Source organism: Pseudomonas sp. App30, assembly GCF_047947025.1.
Taxonomy (GTDB): Bacteria; Pseudomonadota; Gammaproteobacteria; order Pseudomonadales; family Pseudomonadaceae; genus Aquipseudomonas.
In genome coordinates, this window is sequence record NZ_CP133165.1 from 2322684 (window position 1) to 2347141 (window position 24458).

Annotated in this window: 21 protein-coding genes; 15 read left to right on the forward strand and 6 right to left on the reverse strand. The window is 65.5% G+C overall.

Annotated features, from left to right (window positions below):
• Positions 1-65: 65 nt before the first annotated feature.
• A complete protein-coding gene (locus tag RAM80_RS10670; protein WP_416426355.1) occupies positions 66-1250 on the reverse strand; it encodes an MFS transporter in 1185 nt (394 codons plus the stop codon).
• Between the two features lie 88 nt (positions 1251-1338).
• Here RAM80_RS10670 and RAM80_RS10675 point away from each other — a divergent pair, with 88 nt between their 5' ends.
• Together RAM80_RS10675 and RAM80_RS10680 are read left to right on the forward strand one after the other, a co-directional pair.
• Complete coding sequence (locus RAM80_RS10675) at positions 1339-1899, forward strand: TetR/AcrR family transcriptional regulator (protein ID WP_416426356.1); 561 nt, start codon at positions 1339-1341, stop codon at positions 1897-1899.
• A 163-nt stretch (positions 1900-2062) separates the two neighbouring features.
• A complete protein-coding gene (locus tag RAM80_RS10680) occupies positions 2063-5536 on the forward strand; it encodes a NahK/ErcS family hybrid sensor histidine kinase/response regulator (RefSeq protein ID WP_416426357.1) in 3474 nt (1157 codons plus the stop codon).
• Here RAM80_RS10680 and rmuC read toward each other — a convergent pair.
• Positions 5507-6883, reverse strand: coding sequence for a DNA recombination protein RmuC (gene rmuC, locus RAM80_RS10685; protein ID WP_416427453.1), 1377 nt, complete (start codon positions 6881-6883; stop codon positions 5507-5509). The two genes, RAM80_RS10680 and rmuC, sit on opposite strands and share 30 nt — an antisense overlap.
• Before the next feature lie 1204 nt (positions 6884-8087).
• Between rmuC and RAM80_RS10690 the strand changes: the two genes are divergently transcribed.
• From RAM80_RS10690 to RAM80_RS10700, 3 genes are all read left to right on the forward strand, one after another.
• Positions 8088-8309, forward strand: coding sequence for a hypothetical protein (locus RAM80_RS10690; protein WP_416426358.1), 222 nt, complete (start codon positions 8088-8090; stop codon positions 8307-8309).
• A gap of 364 nt (positions 8310-8673) precedes the next feature.
• Positions 8674-9156, forward strand: coding sequence for a hypothetical protein (locus RAM80_RS10695; protein WP_416426360.1), 483 nt, complete (start codon positions 8674-8676; stop codon positions 9154-9156).
• A 144-nt stretch (positions 9157-9300) separates the two neighbouring features.
• Positions 9301-10572, forward strand: a complete 1272-nt coding sequence (locus RAM80_RS10700) for an OmpP1/FadL family transporter (protein WP_416426361.1) — start codon at positions 9301-9303, stop codon at positions 10570-10572.
• A gap of 51 nt (positions 10573-10623) precedes the next feature.
• Here RAM80_RS10700 and RAM80_RS10705 read toward each other — a convergent pair whose 3' ends face one another.
• Positions 10624-11175: a glutathione peroxidase gene (locus RAM80_RS10705; RefSeq protein WP_416426362.1), complete on the reverse strand. Its 552-nt coding sequence runs from the start codon at positions 11173-11175 to the stop codon at positions 10624-10626.
• Positions 11176-11307: 132 nt separating this feature from the next.
• On the opposite strand from RAM80_RS10705, the gene RAM80_RS10710 reads away from it, so the two are divergent.
• The 9 genes from RAM80_RS10710 to pdeM all read left to right on the forward strand — a co-directional run bounded on the left by RAM80_RS10710 (position 11308) and on the right by pdeM (position 21616).
• Positions 11308-12315 carry a ligase-associated DNA damage response exonuclease gene (locus RAM80_RS10710; RefSeq protein WP_416426363.1) on the forward strand — a complete coding sequence of 336 codons (1008 nt, stop codon included), beginning with the start codon at positions 11308-11310 and terminating at the stop codon, positions 12313-12315.
• The gene (locus RAM80_RS10715; protein ID WP_416426364.1) at positions 12312-13961 is read left to right on the forward strand and encodes an ATP-dependent DNA ligase; all 1650 of its coding nucleotides are present in this window, start codon (positions 12312-12314) and stop codon (positions 13959-13961) included. The genes RAM80_RS10710 and RAM80_RS10715 overlap by 4 nt, the downstream gene beginning before the upstream one ends.
• Positions 13962-14158: 197 nt before the next feature.
• Complete coding sequence (locus RAM80_RS10720; RefSeq protein WP_416426365.1) at positions 14159-14938, forward strand: transporter substrate-binding domain-containing protein; 780 nt, start codon at positions 14159-14161, stop codon at positions 14936-14938.
• Between the two features lie 66 nt (positions 14939-15004).
• Positions 15005-15733 carry an ABC transporter permease gene (locus tag RAM80_RS10725; protein ID WP_416426366.1) on the forward strand — a complete coding sequence of 243 codons (729 nt, stop codon included), beginning with the start codon at positions 15005-15007 and terminating at the stop codon, positions 15731-15733.
• The gene (locus RAM80_RS10730) at positions 15730-16440 is read left to right on the forward strand and encodes an ABC transporter permease (RefSeq protein ID WP_416426368.1); all 711 of its coding nucleotides are present in this window, start codon (positions 15730-15732) and stop codon (positions 16438-16440) included. The genes RAM80_RS10725 and RAM80_RS10730 overlap by 4 nt, the downstream gene beginning before the upstream one ends.
• Positions 16441-16449: 9 nt before the next feature.
• Positions 16450-17568, forward strand: a complete 1119-nt coding sequence (locus RAM80_RS10735) for a succinylglutamate desuccinylase/aspartoacylase family protein (protein WP_416426369.1) — start codon at positions 16450-16452, stop codon at positions 17566-17568.
• A gap of 13 nt (positions 17569-17581) precedes the next feature.
• Positions 17582-18346, forward strand: a complete 765-nt coding sequence (locus tag RAM80_RS10740) for an ABC transporter ATP-binding protein (protein ID WP_416426371.1) — start codon at positions 17582-17584, stop codon at positions 18344-18346.
• 151 nt (positions 18347-18497) lie between these two features.
• Complete coding sequence (locus tag RAM80_RS10745) at positions 18498-20936, forward strand: ligase-associated DNA damage response DEXH box helicase (protein WP_416426373.1); 2439 nt, start codon at positions 18498-18500, stop codon at positions 20934-20936.
• On the forward strand, positions 20933-21616 hold the full coding sequence (gene pdeM / locus RAM80_RS10750) for a ligase-associated DNA damage response endonuclease PdeM (RefSeq protein ID WP_416426375.1): 684 nt from the start codon (positions 20933-20935) through the stop codon (positions 21614-21616). The genes RAM80_RS10745 and pdeM overlap by 4 nt, the downstream gene beginning before the upstream one ends.
• Here the strand turns inward: pdeM and RAM80_RS10755 are convergent.
• Together RAM80_RS10755 and dcd are read right to left on the reverse strand one after the other, a co-directional pair.
• Positions 21589-21804, reverse strand: coding sequence for a hypothetical protein (locus RAM80_RS10755; RefSeq protein WP_416426377.1), 216 nt, complete (start codon positions 21802-21804; stop codon positions 21589-21591). The two genes, pdeM and RAM80_RS10755, sit on opposite strands and share 28 nt — an antisense overlap.
• A gap of 100 nt (positions 21805-21904) precedes the next feature.
• A complete protein-coding gene (gene dcd / locus RAM80_RS10760) occupies positions 21905-22471 on the reverse strand; it encodes a dCTP deaminase (protein WP_003184751.1) in 567 nt (188 codons plus the stop codon).
• A gap of 361 nt (positions 22472-22832) precedes the next feature.
• Between dcd and RAM80_RS10765 the strand changes: the two genes are divergently transcribed.
• Positions 22833-23042 carry a cold-shock protein gene (locus RAM80_RS10765; protein WP_008365925.1) on the forward strand — a complete coding sequence of 70 codons (210 nt, stop codon included), beginning with the start codon at positions 22833-22835 and terminating at the stop codon, positions 23040-23042.
• Between the two features lie 100 nt (positions 23043-23142).
• Here the strand turns inward: RAM80_RS10765 and apbC are convergent, their stop codons facing one another.
• Positions 23143-24237, reverse strand: a complete 1095-nt coding sequence (apbC, locus tag RAM80_RS10770) for an iron-sulfur cluster carrier protein ApbC (RefSeq protein ID WP_416426379.1) — start codon at positions 24235-24237, stop codon at positions 23143-23145.
• Between the last annotated feature and the right edge of the window lie 221 nt (positions 24238-24458).

Here is a 24458-nt window from a genome sequence, read left to right on the forward strand (position 1 = left end):
GGTCAGGCCATGCTAGCCGTCCTTGGCTTATCTGCTAAACGGGTAGTTTCGCTATAGGTCATCGATTATGCAGATATAGCTCGCGCATCCCGGCGCAGCCACATGCCCAGCAGGGCGGCCAGGCACAGGGCAATCTGCAGCAGGCCGTAGCCTTCGCTGGTGGCCAGCAAGCCAACGCTGCGCACCAGGAAGCCCGCGAGAATGGCCGGCACGCAGAACGCCAGGTAGCTGAGCACGTAGAAGGTCGACATCAGCCCGGCGCGCTCGTGGGCGTGGGCCAGGGGCAGCACGCTGCGGGCCGAGCCGAGGAAGCCGCTGCCGAAACCGGCGCCGGCGATCACCGCACCGATGAAGAACAGCACCAGCACCTGCTGGCTGGCCGCCACCAGCACCAGCGCCACGCCGATGGGCAGCAGCACGGTGCCCAGGCGCAGCACCTTGTCAGCGGCGCTGGCGCGCAGGGCATAAATCGCCGCCGCGCCGCTGAGGGTCAGGGTCGCCACCAGCGCGCCGCCGATCAGGTTCGAAGTGGCGCCAGTAGCGGCGCGCACCAGTGACGGTGCCAGCGACAGGAAGAAGCCGCCGGTCATCCACACCGCGGTGTTCACCGGCAGCATGCGCCACACCGCCGCGCGGGCCTGGGCGGGCACGGCCAGGCGTGGGCGCAGCGACGCCAGCGCGCCGGGCTGGGCGCTGACGCTTTCCGGCAGCCACACCAGCAAACCCGCCTGCGCTACCAGCAGCACCAGCAGCACGATGTACACCAGGCTCAGCGGCATGGGCGCGTACTGCACCAGCAGGCCGCTACCCAGGCCGCCCAGGGCCATGCCCAGCAGCGGCGCCAGGCTGTTGAGCAGCGGGCCTTTCTGCCGGTCGTTGTCCAGCAGCGCAGCGCCCAGGGAGCTGGTGGCCATGCCCGTGGCGAAGCCCTGGAGGATGCGCGCGGCCAGCAGCCAATTGACGTCGCGGGCGTAGATAAAGCCCAGCATCGACACCATGTTCAGCACCAGCGCCATGCGCAGCACCGGGCGCCGGCCGATATAATCCGACAACGCGCCCACAGTCAGCAGCGCTGCCAGAAGAGCCAGGGCGTAGACGCCGAAGATCATCGTCAGCATGCCCGGCGAAAACTGCCAGGCCTCCTGGTACAGATGGTACAGCGGCGTCGGCGCGCTGGAGGCGGCCAGGAAGGTCAGCAGCACCACCGAGAGGTAGGCCAGGCTGTTTCTCGCAGAGAAGACGTTGGACATGGCGGGCTCCTTAAAGCTAATTTATTGCGTTAGTGGAGTCTGCACCTGCTTCGCGCTTAAAGCAAACGCTTTGTGTTAAGGTACATGCATGGCTATCAAAGAAGGTATTCGCACGGGCGGCCGCAGTGCCCGTGTGCAAGAGTCCGTACACGCGGCCGTCCGCGCCTTGCTGCAAGAGCAGGAGCGCGACACCCTCACCGTGCCGCTGATCGCCAGCCGCGCCGGCGTCACCCCATCGACCATCTACCGGCGCTGGGGCGAGCTGGCCGCGCTGCTGGCCGATGTCAGCCTGGCGCGCCTGCGCCCAGACAGCGACCCTGCCGACACCGGCACCCTGCGCGGCGACCTGCTGGCCTGGGCCGAGCAGTACCTGGACGAGATGAACTCGGAGCCGGGGCGCAACATGATGCGCGACTTCATCGCCAGCGGCTGCTCGTTCCAGTGCGCCACCGTGCTGCGCGGCCAGCTGCAGACCATCATCGAGCGCGCCAGGCTGCGCGGCGACACCGCGCCCGATGCCGACCACCTGCTGAACCTGATCGTCGCCCCGGTGGTGTACCGCATCCTGTTCGCCGAATCGGCGCCCAGCATCGAGCAGATGCACGAGCTGGTGGACCTGAGCCTGGCCTGCGACCTTCGTCGCCGCTGACGCGCCGCCCCGCGCCATGCGAGACTGAACGCACCACGCTACCCCGTAGCAGCGGCCGCCAGGCCGCGTCCTGGCCCACCCGGTCTTCCTGCCCCGGCGCGTCGCCGGTGACGCGGCCTGTGGCCGCTGCTACGGGGGCCCTTCCTTTGCAACGGAGCCTTTGATGTCGCTGTCCAGCGGGCTGATCGCCGCGGTTGCCCTGGCCTACATGGCCGTCATGTTCGCCATTGCCTTCTACGGCGACCGGCGCGCCACGCCGTTGTCGCCGCGCCTGCGGGCCTGGGTGTACAGCCTGTCGCTGGCGGTGTACTGCACCAGCTGGACCTTCTTCGGCGCCGTCGGCCAGGCCGCCGAGCAGCTGTGGGCGTTCCTGCCCATCTACCTGGGGCCGGTGCTGCTGATGGTGTTCGCGCCGTGGGTGCAGCAGAAGATGATCCTGATCAGCAAACAGGAAAACATCACCTCCATCGCCGACTTCATCGCCGCCCGCTACGGCAAGTCGCAATCGCTGGCGGTGGTGGTGGCGCTGATCTGCCTGGTGGGCGTGCTGCCGTACATCGCCTTGCAGCTCAAGGGCATCGTGCTCGGCGTGAACCTGCTGATCGGTGCCGGCGCGGACGCCAGTGGCACCCGCGTGCAGGACACGGCCCTGGTGGTGTCGCTGGTGCTGGCGCTGTTCACCATTGTCTTCGGCACCCGCAGCCTGGACGTCACCGAGCACCACCGCGGCATGGTCCTGGCCATCGCCTTCGAGGCCCTGGTCAAGCTGTTCGCCTTCATGGGCGTGGGCGCCTTCATCACCTACGGCCTCTACGATGGTTTCGACGACCTGCTCAGCCAGGCCAGCCTGGCGCCGCGCCTGGAAACCTATTGGCAGGAGACCATCAACTGGCCGTCCATGGTGGTGCAGACCGGCGTGGCGTTGATGGCGATGATCTGCCTGCCCCGCCAGTTCCACGTCACCGTGGTGGAGAACATCGAGCCCCAGGACCTGCGCCTGGCGCGCTGGGTATTCCCCGCCTACCTGGTGCTGGCCGCGCTGTTCGTGGTGCCCATCGCCCTGGCCGGGCAACTGCGCCTGCCCAGCTCGGTAATTCCCGATTCCTTCGTCATCAGCCTGCCCCTGGCCGAATCCCACCCGGCCCTGGCGCTGCTGGCGTTCATCGGTGGCGCCAGCGCCGCCACCGGCATGGTCATCGTCGCCAGCGTGGCGCTGTCGACCATGGTCTCCAACGACATGCTGCTGCCGTGGCTGCTGCGCCGGCAGAGCGCCGAGCGGCCGTTCGAGGTGTTCCGCCACTGGATGCTGTCGGTGCGCCGCATCAGCATCGTGATGATCCTGTTGCTCGCCTACGTCAGCTACCGCCTGCTGGGCAGCACCGCCAGCCTGGCCACCATCGGCCAGATCGCCTTCGCCGCCGTGGCCCAGTTGGCGCCGGCCATGCTGGGGGCGTTGTACTGGAAAAAAGCCAACCGCCGCGGCGTGTTCGCCGGCCTTGCCGCTGGCACCTTCGTATGGTTCTACACCCTGGTGCTGCCACTGGCGGCCCACAGCCTGGGCTTGTCGCTGCATGTGTTCCCGGGCCTGGCCTGGCTGCACGACGACGCCATGGGCCTGCCCATCACGCCGCTGACCCTGGGCGTGGTGCTGTCGCTCGCCGGCAACTTCACCCTCTTCGCCTGGGTCTCGGCGTTGTCGCGCACGCGGGTCTCGGAGCACTGGCAGGCCGGCCGCTTCATCGGCCAGGAAACCAGCGCCCGCCCCGGCGGCCGCTTGCCGCTGTCGGTGCAGATCGAAGACCTGCTGACCCTGGCGTCGCGTTTCGTCGGCGAAGAACGGGCGCGCCAGAGCTTCATCCGCTTCGCCTACCGCCAGGGCATCGGCTTCGACCCCAGCCAGAGCGCCGACAACGACTGGATCGCCCACACCGAGCGCCTGCTGGCAGGCGTGCTGGGCAGTTCCTCGACCCGCGCGGTGGTGCGCGCGGCCATCGAAGGCCGCGACATGCAATTGGAAGATGTGGTCAAGATCGCCGACGAAGCCAGCGAAGTGCTTCAGTTCAACCGGGCGCTGCTGCAGGGCGCCATCGAGAACATCAGCCAGGGCGTGAGCGTGGTCGACCAGTCGCTGCACCTGGTGGCCTGGAACCGCCGCTACCTGGAACTGTTCAACTACCCCGACGGCCTGATCAGCGTCGGGCGGCCCATTGCCGACATCATCCGCTACAACGCCGAGCGCGGCCTGTGCGGCCCCGGCGAAGCCGAGGTGCATGTGGCGCGCCGCCTGCACTGGATGCGCCAGGGCCGTGCGCACACCTCCGAACGGCTGTTCCCCAATGGCCGGGTGATCGAGCTGATCGGCAACCCCATGCCCGGCGGCGGCTTCGTCATGAGCTTCACCGACATTACCGCGTTCCGCGAGGCGGAACAGGCTCTGACCGCCGCCAACGAGGGCCTGGAGCAGCGCGTGGCGGAGCGCACCCACGAGCTGTCGCAGCTCAACCAGGCGCTGACCCAGGCCACCAACACCGCCGAAGCCGCCAACCAGTCGAAGACGCGCTTCCTGGCCGCGGTCAGCCATGACCTGATGCAACCGCTGAACGCTGCGCGGCTGTTCTCGGCGGCGCTGTCGCACCAGGGCGACGGCCTGTCCGGCGAAGCGCAGCAACTGGTGCAGCACCTGGACAGCTCGCTGCGCTCGGCCGAGGACCTGATCAGCGACCTGCTGGACATCTCGCGCCTGGAAAACGGCAAGATCACCCCGGACAGCAAGCCCTTCGCCCTGGGTGACCTGTACGACACCCTGGGCGCCGAGTTCAAGGCCCTGGCCCAGGAGCAAGGCCTGGCGTTCCACCTGCGCTCGTCGAAGCTGCGGGTGAACAGCGACATCAAGCTGCTGCGGCGTATTTTGCAGAACTTCCTGACCAACGCCTTCCGCTACGGCAAGAGCCCGATCCTGCTGGGCGTACGCCGTCAGGGTGACGCCCTGAGCCTGGAGGTGTGGGACCGTGGCCCGGGCATCCCCGAGGACAAGCTGCAGGTGATCTTCGAGGAGTTCAAGCGCCTGGACAGCCACCAGACCCGCGCCGAGAAGGGCCTGGGCCTGGGCCTGGCGATTGCCGACGGCTTGTGCCGGGTGCTGGGCCACAGCCTGCAGGTGCGCTCATGGCCGGGCAAGGGCAGCGTGTTCAGTGTGCGCGTGCCGCTGGCGGCCGCCGAAACCAGCGCGCCAGTCACCGCCATCGCCAGCAAGGGCCAGGACCTCACCGGCCTGCAGGTGCTGTGCGTGGACAACGAGGACAGCATTCTCATGGGCATGCACAGCCTGCTCAGCCGCTGGGGCTGCCAGGTGTTCACCGCTCGCGACCGCGCCACTTGCGGCCAGCTGCTGGCCCAGGGCATGCGCCCGCACCTGGCGCTGGTGGACTTTCACCTGGACGAAGGCGACACCGGCCCGCAGCTGATGGCCTGGCTGCGCGCGCAATTGGGCGCGCCCCTGCCGGGCATGGTGATCAGCGCCGACGGCCGCCCCGAGATACTGGCCCAGGTGCACGCCGCCGGCCTCGACTATCTGGCCAAGCCGGTGAAACCGGCGGCGCTGCGTGCCTTACTGAACCGGCACCTCAGCCGGCAGTGAGGCGCCCTCGGCGTCGGTCATGGCGCGCTCCAGCAGGTCGGCCGGCAGGCTCTTGCTGGCGCGGGCGCCCAGCAGCTTGAGCTGCTCGGTGCGGCTGACCAGGTTGCCACGGCCGTCGGTGAGCTTGTTGCGCGCCGCGCTGTAGGCCTTGTCCAACTGCTGCAGGCGGTTGCCCACCTCGTCCAGGTCCTGGATGAATAGCACGAACTTGTCGTACAGCCAGCCGGCGCGCTCGGCGATCTCCCGGGCGTTCTGGCTCTGGCGCTCCTGTTTCCACAGGCTGTCGATCACCCGCAGGGTGGCCAGCAGCGTGGTCGGGCTGACGATGACGATCTGCCGGTCGAAGGCCTCCTGGAACAGGTTGGGCTCGGCCTGCAACGCCGCAGAGAACGCTGCCTCGATAGGCACGAACAGCAGGACGAAATCCAGGCTGTGCAGGCCTTCCAGGCGGTTGTAGTCCTTGCCCGACAAACCCTTGACGTGGTTGCGCAGCGACAGCACGTGCTGCTTGAGCGCCGTCTGCGCCACCGCCGGGTCATCGGCGCTGATGTACTGCTGGTACGCCGTGAGGCTGACCTTGGAGTCCACCACCACCTGCTTGTCGCCCGGCAGCATGATCAGCACGTCCGGCTGGAAGCGCTCGCCGTCGGGCCCCTTGAGGCTGACCTGGGTCTGGTACTCGCGGCCCTTCTCCAGGCCCGCATGCTCGAGCACGCGCTCCAGGATCAGCTCGCCCCAGTTGCCCTGGGTTTTCTGCCCCTTGAGGGCCTGGGTGAGGTTGGTGGCCTCGTCGCTCAGGCGCTGGTTGAGCTGCTGCAGGCGTTCCAGTTCCTTGCCCAGGGAGAAACGCTCGCGGGCCTCCTGCTGGTAGCTTTCCTCCACGCGCTTCTCGAACGACTGGATGCGTTCCTTCAGCGGGTCCAGCAGTTGCCCGAGGCGCTGCTGGCTGGTCTCGGCGAAGCGCTGTTCGCGCTCGTCGAAGATTTTCCCGGCCAGCTCGGCGAATTGCGCCCGCAGCTCGTCGCGCGAGCCCTGCAGGTCGGTGAGGCGCTGCTGGTGGCTGTCCTGCTGCTCGCGCAGCTCGGCCTGCAACGCCGCGCATTGGGCATCCAGGCGGCGCAACTCGCCTTCCTTGCCGCTGCGCTCGATATTCCAGGCGTGGGCGGCATCGCGGGCGTTGTCGCGCTCGATCTGCAGCAGGTCCAGCTCACGCCCCTGGGCCGCCAGCTCCGCCTGCTTGACCGCGTTGGCCTGGGACAGGTCGCTGACCTCGTCGCGGCTGGCATCGAGCTGCGCACTCAGGCCGTCCTGGGCCAATTGCGCGGTGGTCAGGCGCTCCTGCCACAGCGCCGACTCGGCGCTCAAAGCGCTCAGGCGACGCTGTATGCCCCAGGCCAGCGCCAGGCTCGGCGCCCCCGCCAGCAGCAGGCCGAGCAACAGGCTGGTGATGTCAAATGCCATTTCAAATTCCACCGCGTTCTAACAAAGGTCACAGTCTGAGCGAAGCGACGACTGGCGGCAAACCCGTACAGGTGAATGCCTCCGGTCGGGCGATAGCCGCACGTGTTTGCATCGGTTGGAAAAAAAAATATCAGCGCCCGGCCGATGAAATTTTACCCCCTCCCACCATTGACAAAATCCGCTGGCGACTTGGTAAGAAACATGAAATATCCGGGTACGCCCGTGCTAGAGCAAGCGCTCGGGACAATCCACAGAAGCTGTGGATAAGTCAGTGGACAACCGCCCTTCCCCGCCCGCAAACCCTTGTAGAATAGGGCCTCCAGTCAAACTGTCGATTTTTTCACCAGTTAAAAAAAGCGTTTTTTTTCATTGACTTAAATTTTCAATGCGGCGTAGGGGAACTTTCGGCAAGGCGTTTGCAGGGACATGACGGTTTCATTGCCACATGTGTACAACCGCCCTGAATGGAGGCACGGGGCCGCACCATTTTCGTACTCCCTGTCAAGCGTGGGGCGCGAAAAAGCGACTTCAGGGGCTTCACAGGGCGAGTTTTTGTAGGCAAACTGGTCTGCTGCTGATCTGAGGCACAAGGGTGCACCCCGGGCCGCCGGTGATACAGCAGGTGAATTGAAAAAACACTTGCAAGTCACCCAGGCTATCAGTTAGGCTTGCCACTGTTAGTACCAAGCTGAAAGTCAATTTCTGGTCGACACAGTCCTCCAGCACGTCGTTCGCAGCAAAGCGAACCCCCTGCTGAAACAGCGGACCCGACCTACTCGATGGTTTCCAGGTAAACACTTCACGAGCCGTGGCCAACGCCAGGCATCGCTGACAAGCCTCTTTACTCTGACCTAACCAACCTGCTGATTGATCAGGATCTTCACCCACGGGCAGCGAACCTTTGCCCCGGTGTGTTGCCTGTCCTCCTAAGTACCTACCGGTCAGCCCAAGCGCCACATTTTAAATGCGCTCACACTGGCTGCTTTGTTCCAGTCAGGTTCTTCGTCCGGCCAATGGTGGCCCGCGTTACTGGAACGTTTTTAGTGTGCACGGATCATATCCGTGTCTTTTGCAGGAACATCCAATAACTATGAACACTATTCATACCCAAGACGCCATGCGCACCCTGACTAACGCCTTCGCACCGCTGAACTGCCTGATCATGGCAGCTCGCAAAGGCTGCTTCAGCTTCACCGTCGTCAACGAGCACGGTATTGCCCGCCACAGCGAACGCCTGTACCCGGAGCAATACTCCAGCGCCGAGCCGCTGCAGGCCGTGATCGACCGTACGCGCCAGGCACTGGTCGCCTAAAACGCCCAGGCTGCACCCAAGGCCCCGCCATGAGCGGGGCTTTTTTATGGGTGATGACTTAACGCGCCCTGTAGCAGCCGCCGAAGGCGGCGGCCGGGTTCATCGCGGTGTGCCGGGAACAGCGCGGCGCCTTGGACGCGGCCTGCGGCCGCTGCTACGTGCTGCAAGCCGGTTTCTTTATCACCTGAGGGCATATACGCCGCCACCTCAAACGGGCAAATAATTTAAAAACAGCCCTTTACAGCACAAATATGACACTACACTTCAATTCAAGCGGCCCCAAGCCGCTTCCGGCGGAGCCATCCGATTCACTGCTGCCAAGCACCCAGGTTCCGTCGGCCAGACAGAGAGGTCGAAGGGTTTTATGGGGATCGCCGCACGGGAATTGAGCCAGTACGTGATACGCCCGACGCTGCTGTACCTGGGCCGTCACTGCGCTACCGCCGAGGCCTTGCTGTTGGGCGTGGCGGCCAGCCAATCGGCCCTGGGCACCGCCCTGCACGATCGTCGTGGCCACGGCCTGTACCGCATCGGCGCGTTGCGCCACCAGGCCTTGTGGGACCATTACCTGGCCCTGGACCCCGATTTGGCCAGCCTCGTGAGGGGGCTCGCCAGCCAGCATGCTTTTTTAAGTGGCCCGCATCAGGAATTGACCGTCAACCTTCGGTACGCCACGGCTATTGCCTGGCTGTTGATCGAAGAGCAGAAAACGCCCTTGCCACAGGCCGATGATGTTATCGGCATGGCCAGAATATGGCGCCAAACCTTCCAACCCCAGGGTCGTTTAAGGGATTTCACCGCCGCCTGGGCAAGCTGCATCACCGTTACTGACAGATTAGCCAGCTGAAGATCATGGCATAACGCCAGCTTATAAGCTTCCAGCCTGGTCGGATTGTCCTACAAAACCGCTCTATCTCCTGCGATACGGGCTATAGCGCCGCGGCGAAAATGTTGGTAGTTTTCGCTTCGGTGATCACATGGAGTTCTAATAATGAAAAAAGTAATGCTCAAGACCACAATCAGCATCGCCGTCGCACTCGCCTCTACCCAGCTGTTCGCCAGTGGCTTTGCCATCAACGAAACCAGCATCAGCGGCATGGGCACCGGCTTCGCCGGCCGTTCGTCTTCTGCCGATGACGCCAGCACCATCTACGGCAACCCTGCCGGCATGTCGCGCCTCAAGAAAGCCCAAGCCACCGTGGGCGCGGCCGTGATTGACGCGAAGACCGACATCAGCGACACCAAGGCCACCCTGGGGGGCAAGGAGGGTGGCGACATGGTGCCGGTGACTACCGTGCCCATGGGTTACTACGTACAGCCAATCGATGACCACTGGGCCTTCGGTGTCGGCTTCTACGTGCCGTTCGGCCTGATCACCGACTACCACAGCGACTTCGCTGGCCGTTACTACGCCAACAAGAGCAAGGTCTCGGTCATGACCTTCCAGCCTACCGTCAGCTATGCGTTCAACGATATCGTGTCGATCGGTTTCGGCCCGACCATCAACCGCATCGACGGCGAACTGAGCTCCATGGTGCCCAACTCCTTCACCCCCGGCACCAACGACGGCAAGGTGAAGATCAACGGCAACGACACCGCCATCGGCTTCAACGCCGGTATCCTGGTGCAGGCCACGCCGACCACCAGCCTGGGCCTGACCTACCACTCCAAGGTGGACTACCACCTGGACGGCGACACCAAGGTCACCGGCGGCACCTTCAGCCTGCTGGGCCTGAGCGGCCACAGCTACGACGCCTCGCTGGACCTGGACACCCCGGAATCCGTGGACTTCTCCGTGACCCAGAAGCTGGGTGACGACTGGACCGTGTACGCCGGCAGCACCTGGACCCGCTGGAGCCGCCTGAAAGACATCACCGTGGAGAACAAAGGCGTGCCTGCGCTGCTGTCGGGCTCGCTGAGCACCATCACCGAAGAGCAGAACTGGCACGACACCTGGGCCCACGCCATCGGTGCCGCCTACCAGCTGAACAAGGAAGTGGTGCTGCGCGCCGGTTACTCGGTTGACCAGTCGCCTACCAACAACGTCGACCGTTCGCCACGCATCCCTACCGGCGACCGCCAGGCCGTCAGCTTCGGCGTGGGCTACACCCCCGTGGAAAACATCACCCTGGACTTCGCCTACTCCTACCTGTGGGAAGAGAGCGTGAAGATCAACGAAGTGTCGGCTACCAAGCTGGCCTACAGCTCCAAGTACAAGAACAGCGCCAGCGGCTTCGGTACCTCGATTACCTACCGCTTCTGATTCACGTACCTGCAGCACGAAAAAACCCGCCTCGGCGGGTTTTTTCATGCCTCAGGGTTTTGAGGCGATGGCTTTTTCCACGGCGGCGATCAGGTCCGGGTCGTCGGGCTTGGTGATGCTGGAAAAGCTCGCCACCACATTGCCCTGGCGGTCCACCACGTACTTGTAAAAGTTCCACTTGGGCGCGCTACTTTGCTCCGCCAGTACCTTGAACAAATGGGTGGCGTCGGCACCGCGCACGGGCGCCGGCTGGGTCATGGTGAAAGTGACGCCGTAGTTGGCGTAGCAGACCTTGGCGGTCTCGGCGCTGTCCTGGGCCTCCTGCTTGAAGTCATTGGACGGCACGCCGATCATTTCCAGGCCCTTGTCCTTGTAGCGAATGTACAGGCCTTCCAGCCCGCTGAACTGCGGGGCGAAGCCGCAGTAGCTGGCGGTGTTGACCACCACCAGCGGCTTGCCGGCAAAGCGCTGGCACAGGTCGATGGCCTCCTTGCCGCGCAGTTTGGTCATCTGCCCTTGCAGCAGTTCCGGGCAATCGGCGGCCAGCACCGGCCCACTGGCGGCAAGCATCAAGAGCGGAACCGTTATCCAGCGCAGGTTCATGGCAGCCATCCTCAGTGATTTGAACCTCCAACCTACCCTCAGTCACGTCCCTACGCAAACGCGCACAATTAGCGAACTTCCGGCGGTGGCGCAGCCTCTGACGATTAAGCCCCCTGCCACAGGCCGCAGCCCATGGACCTTGTCATTGCCCGCCCCGAAGGCCTGTACTGCCCGCCCGGGGACTTCTACATCGACCCCTGGCGGCCCGTGGAACGCTCTGTGATCACCCACGGCCACGGCGACCACGCGCGCACCGGCAACACTCATTACCTGGCCGCCAGCCCCGGCGCCGGCATCTTGCGCGCCAGGCTGGGCGCCGACATCAACCTGCAGACCCTGGCCTACGGCGAGCGCCTGGTGCACCACGGCGTCACCCTCAGTTTCCACCCGGCCGGCCACGTGCTGGGCTCGGCGCAGGTGCGCCTGGAATACCAGGGCGAGGTGTGGGTGGCGTCCGGCGACTACAAGGTGGAGGCCGACGGCACCTGCGCGCCCTTCGAGCCGGTGCGTTGCCATACCTTCATCACCGAATCCACCTTCGGCCTGCCCATCTACCGCTGGCAGCCGCAACGGGAGATCTTCGCCGAAATAGATGACTGGTGGCGGGCCAACACCCAAGCCGGCAAGGCCAGCGTGTTGTTCGCCTACGCGTTCGGCAAGGCCCAGCGCATCCTCCACGGCATCGACGCCAGCATTGGCCCGATCCTGGTGCACGGGGCCGTCGAGCCGCTGAACCGGGTGTACCGCGAGGGCGGCATCCACATTCCCCAGACCCAGTACGCCGGCGACTTCAAGAAGACCGACCCGGCCCTGCGCCAGGCGCTTATCCTGGCCCCGCCCTCGGCCGGTGGCAGCACCTGGATGCGCCGTTTCGGCGACTACAGCGACGCCTTCGCCAGCGGCTGGATGCGCTTGCGCGGCACCCGCCGGCGGCGCGGCGTGGACCGCGGCTTCGTGCTGTCCGACCACGCCGACTGGCCCGGCCTGCTGTGGGCCATCGAGCAGACCGGCGCCGAACGGGTCATGGTCACCCACGGCTCGGTGGCGGTGCTGGTGCGCTACCTGCGCGACCTGGGGCTGGACGCCCAAGGCTTTACCACCGAGTACGGTGATGAAGACGAGGAGCAAGCCAGCGCATGAAAGCCTTTGCCGAACTCTACGGGCGCCTGGACGAAACCACCTCCACCAACGCCAAGCGCGACGCACTGCTGGCCTACTTCAGCCAGGCCGACGCCGCCGACGCCGCCTGGGCGGTGTATTTCCTTTCCGGTGGCCGCCCGCGCCAGCTGGTGCCCAGCCGCGTGCTGCGTGACATAGCAGTGCACACCAGTGGCCTGCCCGAGTGGCTGTTCGAGGAAAGCTACCAGGCCGTCGGCGACCTGGCCGAGACCTTTTCCCTGCTGCTGCCGGAAACCGCCCACAGCAGCGACCAGGGCCTGGCCTGGTGGGTGGAAGAAGCCTTGCTGCCCCTGCGCGGCCTGCCGCCGGAGGCCCTGGCCGAGCGCCTGCCGCAGCTATGGGCGCAACTGGACCGGCAGAGCCTGATGGTGTGCCTGAAGCTGATCACCGGCAGCTTCCGCGTGGGCGTATCGAAACTGCTGGTAACCCGCGCGCTGGCGCAGTTGGCCGGCATCGACAGCAAGCGCGTGGCCCAGCGCCTGGTGGGCTACACCGATCTGTCCCACCGGCCCACCGCCGACAGCTACCGCACGCTGATCGCCGCTGAATCCGCCGACGAACACGCTCAGCGCGGCGGCCAGCCCTACCCGTTTTTCCTCGCCCACTCGCAGCAGCAGCCAGTGGACCAGTTCGACGCCCTGCTGGGGCCGGTCGACGCCTGGCAGGTGGAGTGGAAATGGGACGGCATCCGCGCGCAACTGGTCAAGCGCGACGGCCGCCTGTGGATCTGGTCCCGCGGTGAAGAACTGGTCAGCGAACGCTTCCCGGAGCTGATGGCGCTGGAGCAAAGCCTGCCCGACGGCACCGTCATCGACGGCGAGATCGTGGTGTGGAAAGCCGACGCCCAGCCCCAGGTGCAGCCGTTCGCCCTGCTGCAGCAGCGCATCGGCCGCAAGACCCTGGGCAAGAAGCTGCTGGCAGAGGTGCCCGTGGTGGTGCTGGCCTATGACCTGCTGGAATGGCAGGGCCACGACTGGCGCAGCCGGCCCCAGGGGCAACGGCGCGCCGAGCTGGAGCGTCTGGTGGCGGCCACGGCGGCGCCCGTGCTGCAGCTGTCGCCACTGCTGCATGGCGAGAGCTGGCTGGACCTGGCCCGCCTGCGCGAACAGTCGCGGCGCCTGGGCGTGGAAGGCATGATGCTCAAGGCCCGCGACGCCCTGTATGGCGTGGGCCGCACCAAGGACATGGGCACCTGGTGGAAATGGAAGGTCGACCCCTTCAGCGTCGACGCCGTGCTGATCTACGCCCAGGCCGGCCACGGCCGCCGTGCCAGCCTGTACAGCGACTACACCTTCGCCGTGTGGGACGGCCCGCCCGAAGCCAGCGAGCGCACCCTGGTGCCGTTCGCCAAGGCCTACTCGGGGCTGACCGACGAGGAAATGCGCCAGGTCGACGCCATCGTGCGCAAGACCACGGTGGAAAAATTCGGCCCGGTGCGCAGCGTGCGCCCTACCCTGGTGTTCGAGCTGGGTTTCGAGGGCATTGCCCTGTCAAAACGTCATAAAAGCGGCATTGCCGTACGTTTTCCGCGCATGTTGCGCTGGCGGCATGACAAGCCGGTGGAAGAAGCCGATAGTCTGGCTACGCTGCAAGACCTGTTGAGCTGATTGCCCACTTTTGGGGCGCGTTTGCGGGGCTGCCCGATTTTGGGCAGGCCGCCGCGCCAGAGCCTTCCGGGCGCCCCATTTAAACGCTCGTTCGGGTACTGTGGTGCGAAAATTGCTATCAGAATGATGTCTGGCATCCGCCGGTAACGAATGTCGCGTACACCTGTACGCTCTTCTCAGGTTCTAAGGACTGCACAATGAAAAAAGCATTGCTGACCCTTTCTGCACTGGCCTTATGTTTGTCTGCTGGCGCCGCGATGGCCAAGGATTACAAGGTATTGCGCTTCGGCGTCGACCCATCCTACGCACCGTTCGAATCCAAGGCCGCCGACGGCAGCCTGGTGGGCTTTGACATCGACCTGGGCAATGCCATCTGCAAAGAGCTGAAAGTGGAGTGCAAGTGGGTCGAGAATGACTTCGACGGCATGATCCCCGGCCTCAACGCCGGCAAGTTCGACGGCGTGATCTCGTCCATGACCGTGACTGACGCGCGCGCCAAGGTCATCGACTTCTCCAGCGAACTGTTCTCCGGCCCGACCGCGCTGGTGTTCAAAAAAGGTGCAGGCTACAGCACCCCCGAGTCGCTCAAAGGCAAGACCGTGGGCTACGAGCAGGGCACCATCCAGGAAGCCTACGCCAAGGCCGTGCTGGACAAGGCCGGCGTGACCACCAAGGCCTACGCCAACCAGGACCAGGTCTATGCCGACCTGACCTCGGGCCGCCTGGACGCTTCCATCCAGGACATGCTGCAGGCCGAACTGGGCTTCCTGAAATCGCCACAGGGCGCCGACTACGAAGTCAGCAAGCCGGTTGACGACCCACTGCTGCCGGCCAAGACCGCCGTCGGTATCAAAAAGGGTAACAAAGAGCTCAAGGCCCTGCTGGACAAAGGTATCGAAGCGTTACACAAGGACGGCACCTACGACACCATTCAGAAGAAACACTTCGGTGATCTGAACCTGTACAGCGGCAAGTAACAATTGGTAACGACGCCTTCTCCCGTCCGGGGGAAGGCGTTTTTTCTACCTGCACAGGCACCATCCATGTTCGACGACCTATTACAAAACCTGGGGCTTTCGGCATTCAGCCTGAAGGGCTTTGGCCCGATCCTGCTGGAAGGCACCTGGATGACCATCAAGCTGGCGGTGCTGTCACTGCTGGTGAGCGTTGGCCTGGGCCTGCTGGGCGCCAGCGCCAAGCTCTCAAGCCTTAAAGTGCTGCGGGTTCCCGCACAGTTGTACACCACCCTGATTCGCGGCGTGCCCGACCTGGTGCTGATGCTGCTGATCTTCTACAGCCTACAAACCTGGCTGACCAATCTCACAGATGCCATGGACTGGGACTACATCGAGATCGATCCTTTCACCTCTGGTGTGATCACCCTCGGGTTCATCTATGGCGCCTATTTCACCGAAACCTTCCGTGGCGCCATCCTCGCCGTGCCGCGCGGCCAGGTGGAAGCGGCCACCGCCTATGGCCTGAAACGCGGCCAGCGGTTCCGCTACGTGGTGTTCCCGCAGATGATGCGCTTCGCCCTGCCAGGCATCGGCAACAACTGGATGGTGATGCTCAAGGCCACCGCCCTGGTGTCGATCATCGGCCTGGCCGACCTGGTCAAGGCCGCCCAGGACGCAGGCAAGAGCACCTACCAGCTGTTCTACTTCCTGGTCCTGGCGGCCGTCATCTACCTGCTGATCACCAGCGCCTCCAACGTGGTGTTGCGCTGGGCCGAGCGGCGTTACAGCGCTGGCAGCCGGGAGGCCGTGCGATGATTGAACTGTTGCAACAATACTGGCGCCCGTTCCTCTATTCGGACGGCCAGCACATCACCGGCCTGGCCATGACCATGTGGCTGCTGACCGCCTCCATCGCCATCGGCTTCGTGGTGTCCATCCCGCTGTCCATCGCCCGGGTGTCCACGCACTTCTGGCTGCGCTGGCCGGTGCAGTTCTACACCTACCTGTTCCGCGGCACGCCGCTGTATATCCAGCTGCTGATCTGCTACACGGGCATCTACAGCATCGAGGCGGTGCGCAACCAGCCAGAGCTGAACGCGTTCTTCCGCGACGCCATGAACTGCACCATCCTGGCCTTCGCCCTGAACACCTGCGCCTACACCACCGAGATCTTCGCCGGCGCCATCCGCAGCATGAACCACGGCGAGGTGGAAGCGGCCAAGGCCTACGGCCTCACTGGCTGGAAGCTCTACACTTACGTGATCATGCCGTCGGCCCTGCGCCGCTCGCTGCCGTTCTACAGCAACGAAGTGATCCTGATGCTGCACTCCACCACCGTCGCCTTCACCGCCACGGTGCCGGACATCCTGAAAGTGGCCCGCGACGCCAACTCGGCCACCTTCATGACCTTCCAGTCGTTCGGCATCGCCGCGCTGATCTACCTGACCATCACCTTCACGCTGGTGGGCCTGTTTCGCCTGGCGGAACGCCGCTGGCTGGCCTTCCTCGGCCCTGCGCACTAGGAACCGGAAATGCACCATCGCACCCATGACCTTATCAGCCCGGTGCCAGGCACCGGCCGGCAGATCCACAGCTTTCACTACGGCCCCACGGACGGCGCCGGCAAGATCTACATCCAGGCCTCGCTGCACGCCGACGAACTGCCCGGCATGCTGGTGGCCTGGCACCTCAAGCAGCGCCTGGCCGAGCTGGAGCAGGCCGGGCAGCTGAACAGCGAGATCGTCCTGGTGCCCGTGGCCAACCCGGTGGGGCTGGAGCAGGTGCTGATGGACGTGCCCCTGGGCCGCTACGAGCTGGAGAGCGGGCAGAACTTCAACCGCCTGTTCGTCGACCTCAGCGACGAAGTGGGCACCGAGGTGGCGCCGCACCTGGGCGACGACCCGCAGCACAATGCGCGGCTGATCCGCGCGGCGCTGCGCCGGGCACTGGAAGCCCAGGTGCCGGCCACGCAGTTGCAGTCCCAGCGCCTGATCCTGCAGCGCCTGGCCTGCGACGCCGACATGGTGCTGGACCTGCACTGCGACTTCGAGGCCGTGGCACACCTGTACACCACGCCCGAGGCCTGGCCGAAGGTGGAGCCACTGTCGCGCTACCTGGGCGCCCAGGCCAGCCTGCTGGCCACCGACTCGGGCGGGCAGTCGTTCGACGAGTGCTTCACCCTGGTGTGGTGGGAGCTGCAGCAGCGCTTCAACCACCGCTTCGAAATTCCCCAGGGCAGCTTCTCGGTGACCCTGGAGCTGCGCGGCCAGGGCGATGTCGACCACCACACCGCCGCCACCGACTGCCAGGCGATCATCGACTACCTGACCCACCACGGCGCCATCGCCGGCGAGCAGCCGCCGCTGCCCGAACTGCCCTACCCGGCCACGCCCCTGGCGGCGGTGGAACCGGTGGTCAGCGCCGCCGGCGGCCTGCTGGTGTTCCATGTGCTGCCGGGCGAGGTCGTGAGCGCCGGCCAACTGATCGCCGACGTCATCGACCCCATCAGCGACCGCATCACCGCCGTGCGCTGCGCCCAGGCCGGGGTGATGTACGCCCGCTCGCTGCGGCGCATGGCCACCGCCGGCATGGTGGTGGCCCACGTCGCCGGCCGCGAAGCCTACCGCAGCGGCTACCTTCTTTCGCCTTGAGACCTGATTGCCCATGTACAAACTGACCATCGATGGCCTGCACAAACGCTACGGCGACAACGAAGTACTCAAGGGGGTTTCGCTCAAGGCCAAGACCGGCGACGTCATCAGCCTGATCGGCGCCAGCGGCTCGGGCAAGAGTACCTTCCTGCGCTGCATCAACTTCCTGGAAACCCCCAACGACGGCGCCATGAGCCTGGACGGCAAGCAGATCCGCATGGTGCAAGACAGCCACGGCATGCGCGTGGCCGACCCTGACGAACTGCAGCGCATTCGCACGCGCCTGGCCATGGTGTTCCAGCACTTCAACCTGTGGAGCCACATGAGCGTTTTGGAGAACGTCACCATGGCCCCGCGGCGGGTGCTGGGCGTGAGCAAGCACGAGGCCGAGGACCGTGCCCGCCGCTACCTGGAGAAGGTTGGCCTGCCGGCGCGCGTCGCCGACCAGTACCCGGCGTTCCTCTCCGGCGGCCAGCAACAGCGCGTGGCCATCGCCCGCGCCCTGGCCATGGAGCCGGAGGTGATGCTGTTCGACGAGCCTACCTCGGCGCTCGACCCGGAGCTGGTGGGTGAAGTGCTGAAGGTGATCCAGGGCCTGGCCGAGGAAGGCCGCACCATGATCATGGTCACCCACGAGATGAGCTTCGCGCGCCAGGTGTCCAGCCAGGTGATGTTCCTGCACAAAGGGTTGGTGGAGGAGGAAGGGGTGCCGGCGGACGTGCTGGGCAACCCGAAGAGCGAGCGGTTGCGCCAGTTCCTCAGTGGCAACCTGAAGTAACCCTATCGCCCTCATCGCGAGCAAGCTCGGCTCCTACGGAACGCATCAATCCCGTAGGAGCCGAGCTTGCTCGCGATGAGGGCAGCCCAGACCACACTAAACTAACTTGCCCGCCCCGCTGTCACTGGTTTAACCCCCACGGACAGCGCCCATGCCCGACCACGCCAAACCCTGGTTCGCCGCCCGCCACTGGAAGCCCTTCGCGTTCCAGAAACAGGTCTGGGCGGCCGTCAAGGCTGGGCAGTCGGGGTTGCTGCACGCCAGCACCGGCGCCGGCAAGACCTACGCCTTGTGGTTCGCCGCCCTCAACCGTTTCGCCAGGCCCGGCCCGCGCACCGCGCCGCTGACGGTGCTGTGGCTGACGCCCATGCGCGCCCTGGCCGCCGACACCCATCGCGCCCTGCAAGCGCCCCTGGACGACCTGCAACTGCCCTGGTCACTGGGCCTGCGCACCGGCGACACCAGCAGCGCCGAGCGCGCCCGCCAGGGCCGGCGGCTGCCCACCACGCTGATCACCACCCCGGAAAGCCTGACCCTGCTGCTGGCCCGCGAGCACGCCAAGACAGAATTCGCCAGCCTGGCCATGGTGGTGGTGGATGAATGGCACGAGCTGATCGGCAACAAGCGCGGCGTGCAGTTGCAGTTGGCCCTGGCGCGCCTGCGCCGCTGGCAGCCGGGGCTGATCGTGTGGGGTATTTCGGCCACCCTGGGCAACCAGGCCCACGCCCAGGACGTGCTGCTGGGCGCCGGCCAGGGCATCACTGTGCAAGGCGCCGAAGCCAAGCGCATCGAAGTCGACACGCTGCTGCCGGCGGCCATCGAACGCTTCCCCTGGGGCGGCCACATGGGCCTGCGCATGCTCGACCAGGTAGTGGGCGAGATCGACACCAGCAGCAGTTGCCTGGTGTTCACCAACACCCGCTCCCAGGCGGAGATCTGGTTTCAATCGATTCTCGATGCTCGCCCCGACTGGGCCGGCATCATTGCCCTGCACCACAGCTCCCTGGCCCGGGAGACCCGCGATTGGGTGGAGCGCGCGCTCAAGGACGGCCAGCTCAAGGCGGTGATCTGCACCTCCAGCCTCGACCTGGGGGTGGATTTCCTGCCCGTGGAGCGGGTGCTGCAGATCGGCTCGGCCAAGGGCGTGGCGCGCCTGATGCAACGCGCCGGGCGCTCGGGCCACGCCCCCGGCCGGCCGTCGCGGGTGACCCTGGTGCCCACCCACAGCCTGGAGTTGGTGGAAGCTGCGGCGGCCGAACAAGCCGTGGCGGCGCGGCAGATCGAGCCGCGTGAATCCCCGCACAAACCCTTGGACGTGCTGGTGCAGCACCTGGTGAGCATGGCCCTGGGCGGCGGCTTTCGGCCCGATGAACTGTTGGCCGAAGTGCGCAGCGCCTGGGCCTACCGCGATCTCACGGACGACGAATGGGCCTGGGCCCTGGCGTTCGTGCGCCACGGCGGCCACTCGCTCACCGCCTACCCCGATTACCGCCGCGTGGAACCCGACGAACACGGCGTGTGGCGCGTGCCCGACGCGCGCCTGGCGCGCCGCCACCGCATGAGCATCGGCACCATCGTCAGCGACGCCAGCCTGCAACTGAAGTTCTGGAGCAAAGGCGGTGGCGGGCGCTCCCTGGGCAGTGTCGAGGAAGGCTTTATCGCCCGCCTGCGGCCCGGCGACGGCTTCCTGTTCGCCGGGCGCCAGCTGGAGCTGGTGCGGGTGGAAAACATGACCGCCTACGTCAAGCGCAGCACCGCGAAGAAGGCCGCCGTGCCGCGCTGGAATGGCGGGCGCATGCCGCTGTCCAGCGAACTGGCCGCCGCCCTGGTGCGCCAGCTGGGCCTGGCCGCGCAGGGCGAATACCAGAGCCCGCCCATGCGCGCGGTGCGGCCGCTGCTGGAGGTGCAGCAGCACTGGTCGGCCCTGCCCACCCCCGACACCCTGCTGGCGGAAACCCTGAAGTCCCGCGAAGGCTGGCACCTGTTCCTCTACCCCTTCGCTGGCCGCCAGGTGCACCTGGGGCTGGGCAGCCTGCTGGCCTCGCGGATGAGCCAACGCCAGCCACTGACCTTCTCCATCGCCGTCAACGACTACGGCTTCGAGCTGCTCAGCGCCACCGCCGTGGACTGGTCGCAGTGGCTGAACGGCACGCTGCTGAGCCCCGAGCAACTGCTGGCCGACGTGCTCGCCAGCCTCAATGCCGGCGAACTGGCGTTGCGGCGCTTCCGCGAGATCGCGCGTATCTCCGGGCTGGTGTTCGGCGGCTACCCCGGTTCGCAGAAAAGCACCCGCCAGGTGCAGGCCTCCAGCGGGCTGTTTTTCGAGGTGTTCAAGCAATACGACGCCGGCAACCTGCTGCTGACCCAGGCCCAGGAAGAAGTGCTGCGCCAGGAGTTGGACGTGCAGCGCCTGGAACAGACGCTGGTGCGCATGCAAGGCCAGCGCCTGGACCTGCACGCGCTCAAGCGCGCCACGCCGTTGGGCTTTCCGCTGATGGTGGAGCGCTTCCGCGAAAGCCTCAGCTCGGAGAAGCTGGCGGACCGCATCGCGCGCATGGTCAGCGACCTGGAAACGGCGGCGGGGCCATGAGCGGCCATCACGCCTTCGACTTCCACGGCACCACCTTGTGGCTGCTGCCGGAGAAGGCCATCTACTGGCCCGGGCAACGCGCCCTGCTGATCGCCGACGCGCACTTCGGCAAGGCTGCCGCCTACCGCCGCCTGGGCCAGCCGGTGCCCCATGGCACCACCGCGAGCAACCTGGCGGTGCTGGACCGGCTGCTGGCACGGCATGACTGCCAGCGGCTGGTCTTCCTCGGTGATTTCCTCCACGCCCCCGGCTCCCAGGGGCCGGCGACCCTGGCGGCGCTGCAGCAGTGGCGTGATCGGCATGGCGGCTTGGCGGTGACGCTGATTCGCGGCAACCACGACCGCCGCGCCGGCGACCCGCCTGCCTCGCTGGCGTTCGAGGTGGTGGCCGAGCCGCTGCCGCTGGGGCCGTTCGCGTTGCAACATGAACCCGAGCCGCACCCGCGGCTGCCGGTGCTGGCCGGCCACGTGCACCCGGTGTACCGCTTGCAGGGCAAAGGGCGGCAAAGCCTGCGGCTGCCGTGTTTCAGCTTTGGGGAAGAGGTCAGCCTGCTACCGGCGTTCGGCGCCTTCACAGGGGGGCATGCGCTGCGCCCCGGCCGGGCCGACCAGCTGTTCGTGGTCGGCGACGGCCAGGTGTGGCCGGTGCGGCGTCAGGCCACGGGCGCGGGTGGGGGTTGATCGGGGATGGTCGGCTCGCCCGGTTCTTCGGGCTGCGGGTAATCGGGGTTGGGATCGGGGTCCGGTTGGCCCGGTACGCCGCCCGCCTGGTGGGCCATGGGGTTGGCCAGCAAGGTCCAGGCAAGCACGCCAACCTGGTTGGGCTCCAGCCTGGCCAGTTCGGCGCTGATGGTCGGGTCGATTTTCATAGGCACTCCCTGGTCAATGGCCCGCTTCGCATGACGCGAAACGGAACAGTTCACCTCGATAGAGTGCCTTTTTCCCGACTAATTCCTTGCGCCGGTCGGATTATGTACGCGGCAGGGTCACGCCACGCTGGCCCTGGTACTTGCCACCACGGTCCTTGTAGGACACTTCACATTCTTCGTCGGACTCCAGGAACAGCATCTGCGCCACGCCTTCGTTGGCGTAGATTTTCGCCGGCAGCGTGGTGGTGTTGGAGAACTCCAGGGTCACGTGGCCTTCCCACTCCGGTTCCAGCGGGGTGACGTTGACGATGATGCCGCAGCGCGCGTAGGTGCTCTTGCCCAGGCAGATGGTCAGCACGTTGCGCGGGATGCGGAAGTATTCGACGGTGCGGGCCAGGGCGAAGGAGTTCGGCGGGATGATGCAGACGTCGCTTTTCACGTCGACGAAGCTTTTCTCGTCGAAGTTCTTCGGGTCCACGGTGGCCGAGTTGATGTTGGTGAACACCTTGAATTCATCGGCGCAGCGTACGTCGTAGCCGTAGCTGGACACGCCGAAGGAGATCAGACGGTCGGCGCCTTCACCGCGCATCTGGCGCTCGACGAAAGGCTCGATCATGCCGTGCTCTTGCGCCATGCGGCGAATCCACTTGTCCGATTTGATGCTCATGGCGGGGTGTCCTGAATAGCGAGGTGGTGAAAATGTTGCCCGCATCTTACCGGACCGGGCGCCACGGCTCAAAGCGCCGTGGTCATTTGTTCGGACCGCCCGGTCATTTCATGCCTTGCAGCCCGCGAAAACTGCGACTTTTCGCCACCTGCCGGCACCGTCAGTCATGATTTGTGTTATTCGCGGCGAATGGCATTGGCAGGCCCCGGAAAAAGGGTTAAGGTGGCGTCACTGTGTTGCTTGTGTCACTGAGAATCTCTACCCGATGTTTTACATCTCCATGAATTTTCCTGCTCTTTGCACTCAGTCTCGGCCAGGGCATTTCCTGAACCGCAGTTAACTTTGTCCAAGGAGACTCACCATGTCCAATCGCCAAACCGGTACCGTTAAGTGGTTCAACGATGAAAAAGGCTTCGGCTTCATCACTCCACAATCCGGTGACGACCTGTTCGTTCACTTCAAAGCTATCCAGGCTGACGGCTTCAAAAGCCTGAAAGAAGGCCAGCAGGTTTCTTTCGTCGCTACCCGCGGCCAGAAAGGCATGCAAGCTGAAGAAGTTCAAGTTATCTAACTTGTACTGAACAGTTCAAAAGAACCCCGCTCACGAGCGGGGTTTTTTTATGCCTGCGGTTTACCGTCGCCGCTGCCAGGGGCAGCGGCGACAGGCACGTTCAGTCGTCGCTGACGGTGATGCTCGGCATGGCCGGGGCGGCCGCTTCCTGCATCACGATGCGCGCACCCACGTGGCGCGCCAGCTCCTGGTAGACCATGGCGATCTGGCTTTCCGGCTCGGCAATGGCAGTCGGCTTGCCGCTGTCGGCCTGCTCGCGAATCAGCATCGACAACGGCAACGACGCCAGCACCTCGACACCGTACTGCGCCGCCAGCTTCTCGCCACCGCCCTCGCCGAACAGGTGCTCGGCATGGCCGCAGTTGGAGCAGATGTGCACGGCCATGTTCTCGACCACGCCCAGCACCGGGATGTTGACCTTGCGGAACATCTCCACGCCTTTCTTGGCGTCCAGCAGGGCCAGGTCCTGGGGCGTGGTAACGATCACCGCGCCGGCCACCGGCACTTTCTGCGCCAGGGTCAGCTGGATGTCACCGGTGCCTGGCGGCATATCGATGACCAGGTAGTCGAGGTCGTCCCAGGCGGTCTGGGTGATCAGCTGCAGCAGGGCGCCGGAGACCATGGGGCCGCGCCACACCATGGGCGTGTTGTCGTCGGTGAGGAAGGCCATGGACATCACTTCCACGCCATGGGCCTTGAGCGGCACGAACCATTTCTGGTCCTTGACCTGCGGGCGGGTGCCTTCGGCGATGCCGAACATCACGCCCTGGCTGGGGCCATAGATGTCGGCGTCGAGGATACCCACGCGCGCGCCCTCTCGGGCCAGGGCCAGGGCCAGGTTGGCGGCGGTGGTGGACTTGCCCACCCCGCCCTTGCCCGAGGCCACGGCGACGACGTTCTTGACGTTGGCCATGCCCGGCACCTGGGCCTGGGCCTTGTGGGCGCCGATCACGCAGTCGATGCGCACGGTGGCGCGGCTCACGCCGTCCAGGCCTTCGACGGCGGTCTGCAGCACCTGGGCGAAGCCGTTCTTGAACAGGCCGGCGGCGTAGCCCAGCTCCAGTACCACGTTGACCTGCCCGCCGTCGATATCGATGGCCCGCACACACCCGGCGCTGACCGGGTCCTGGTTCAGGTAGGGATCGGTGTACTGGCCAAGTACGGCTTCGACGGCGGCGCGATTGACGGCACCCATGGGTTCTCCCGTTATAAAGACAGAGCAAGACAGACGGCTATCCTAGCGCGTCCGCGCCCGGAAATCTGCGCCAATCCCGTAGCCGCTGCCGTAGGCTGCGCTGGCCGGCAGCCCCACTGCGGTTCTTCGGTGCATTCGAGGGCCAGCGCAGCCTTCGGCAGCGGCTACGGGGGTGAAAAAAATGCGCCAGGCCTTTATAGTGGCCGATCTTGTTTTGACTT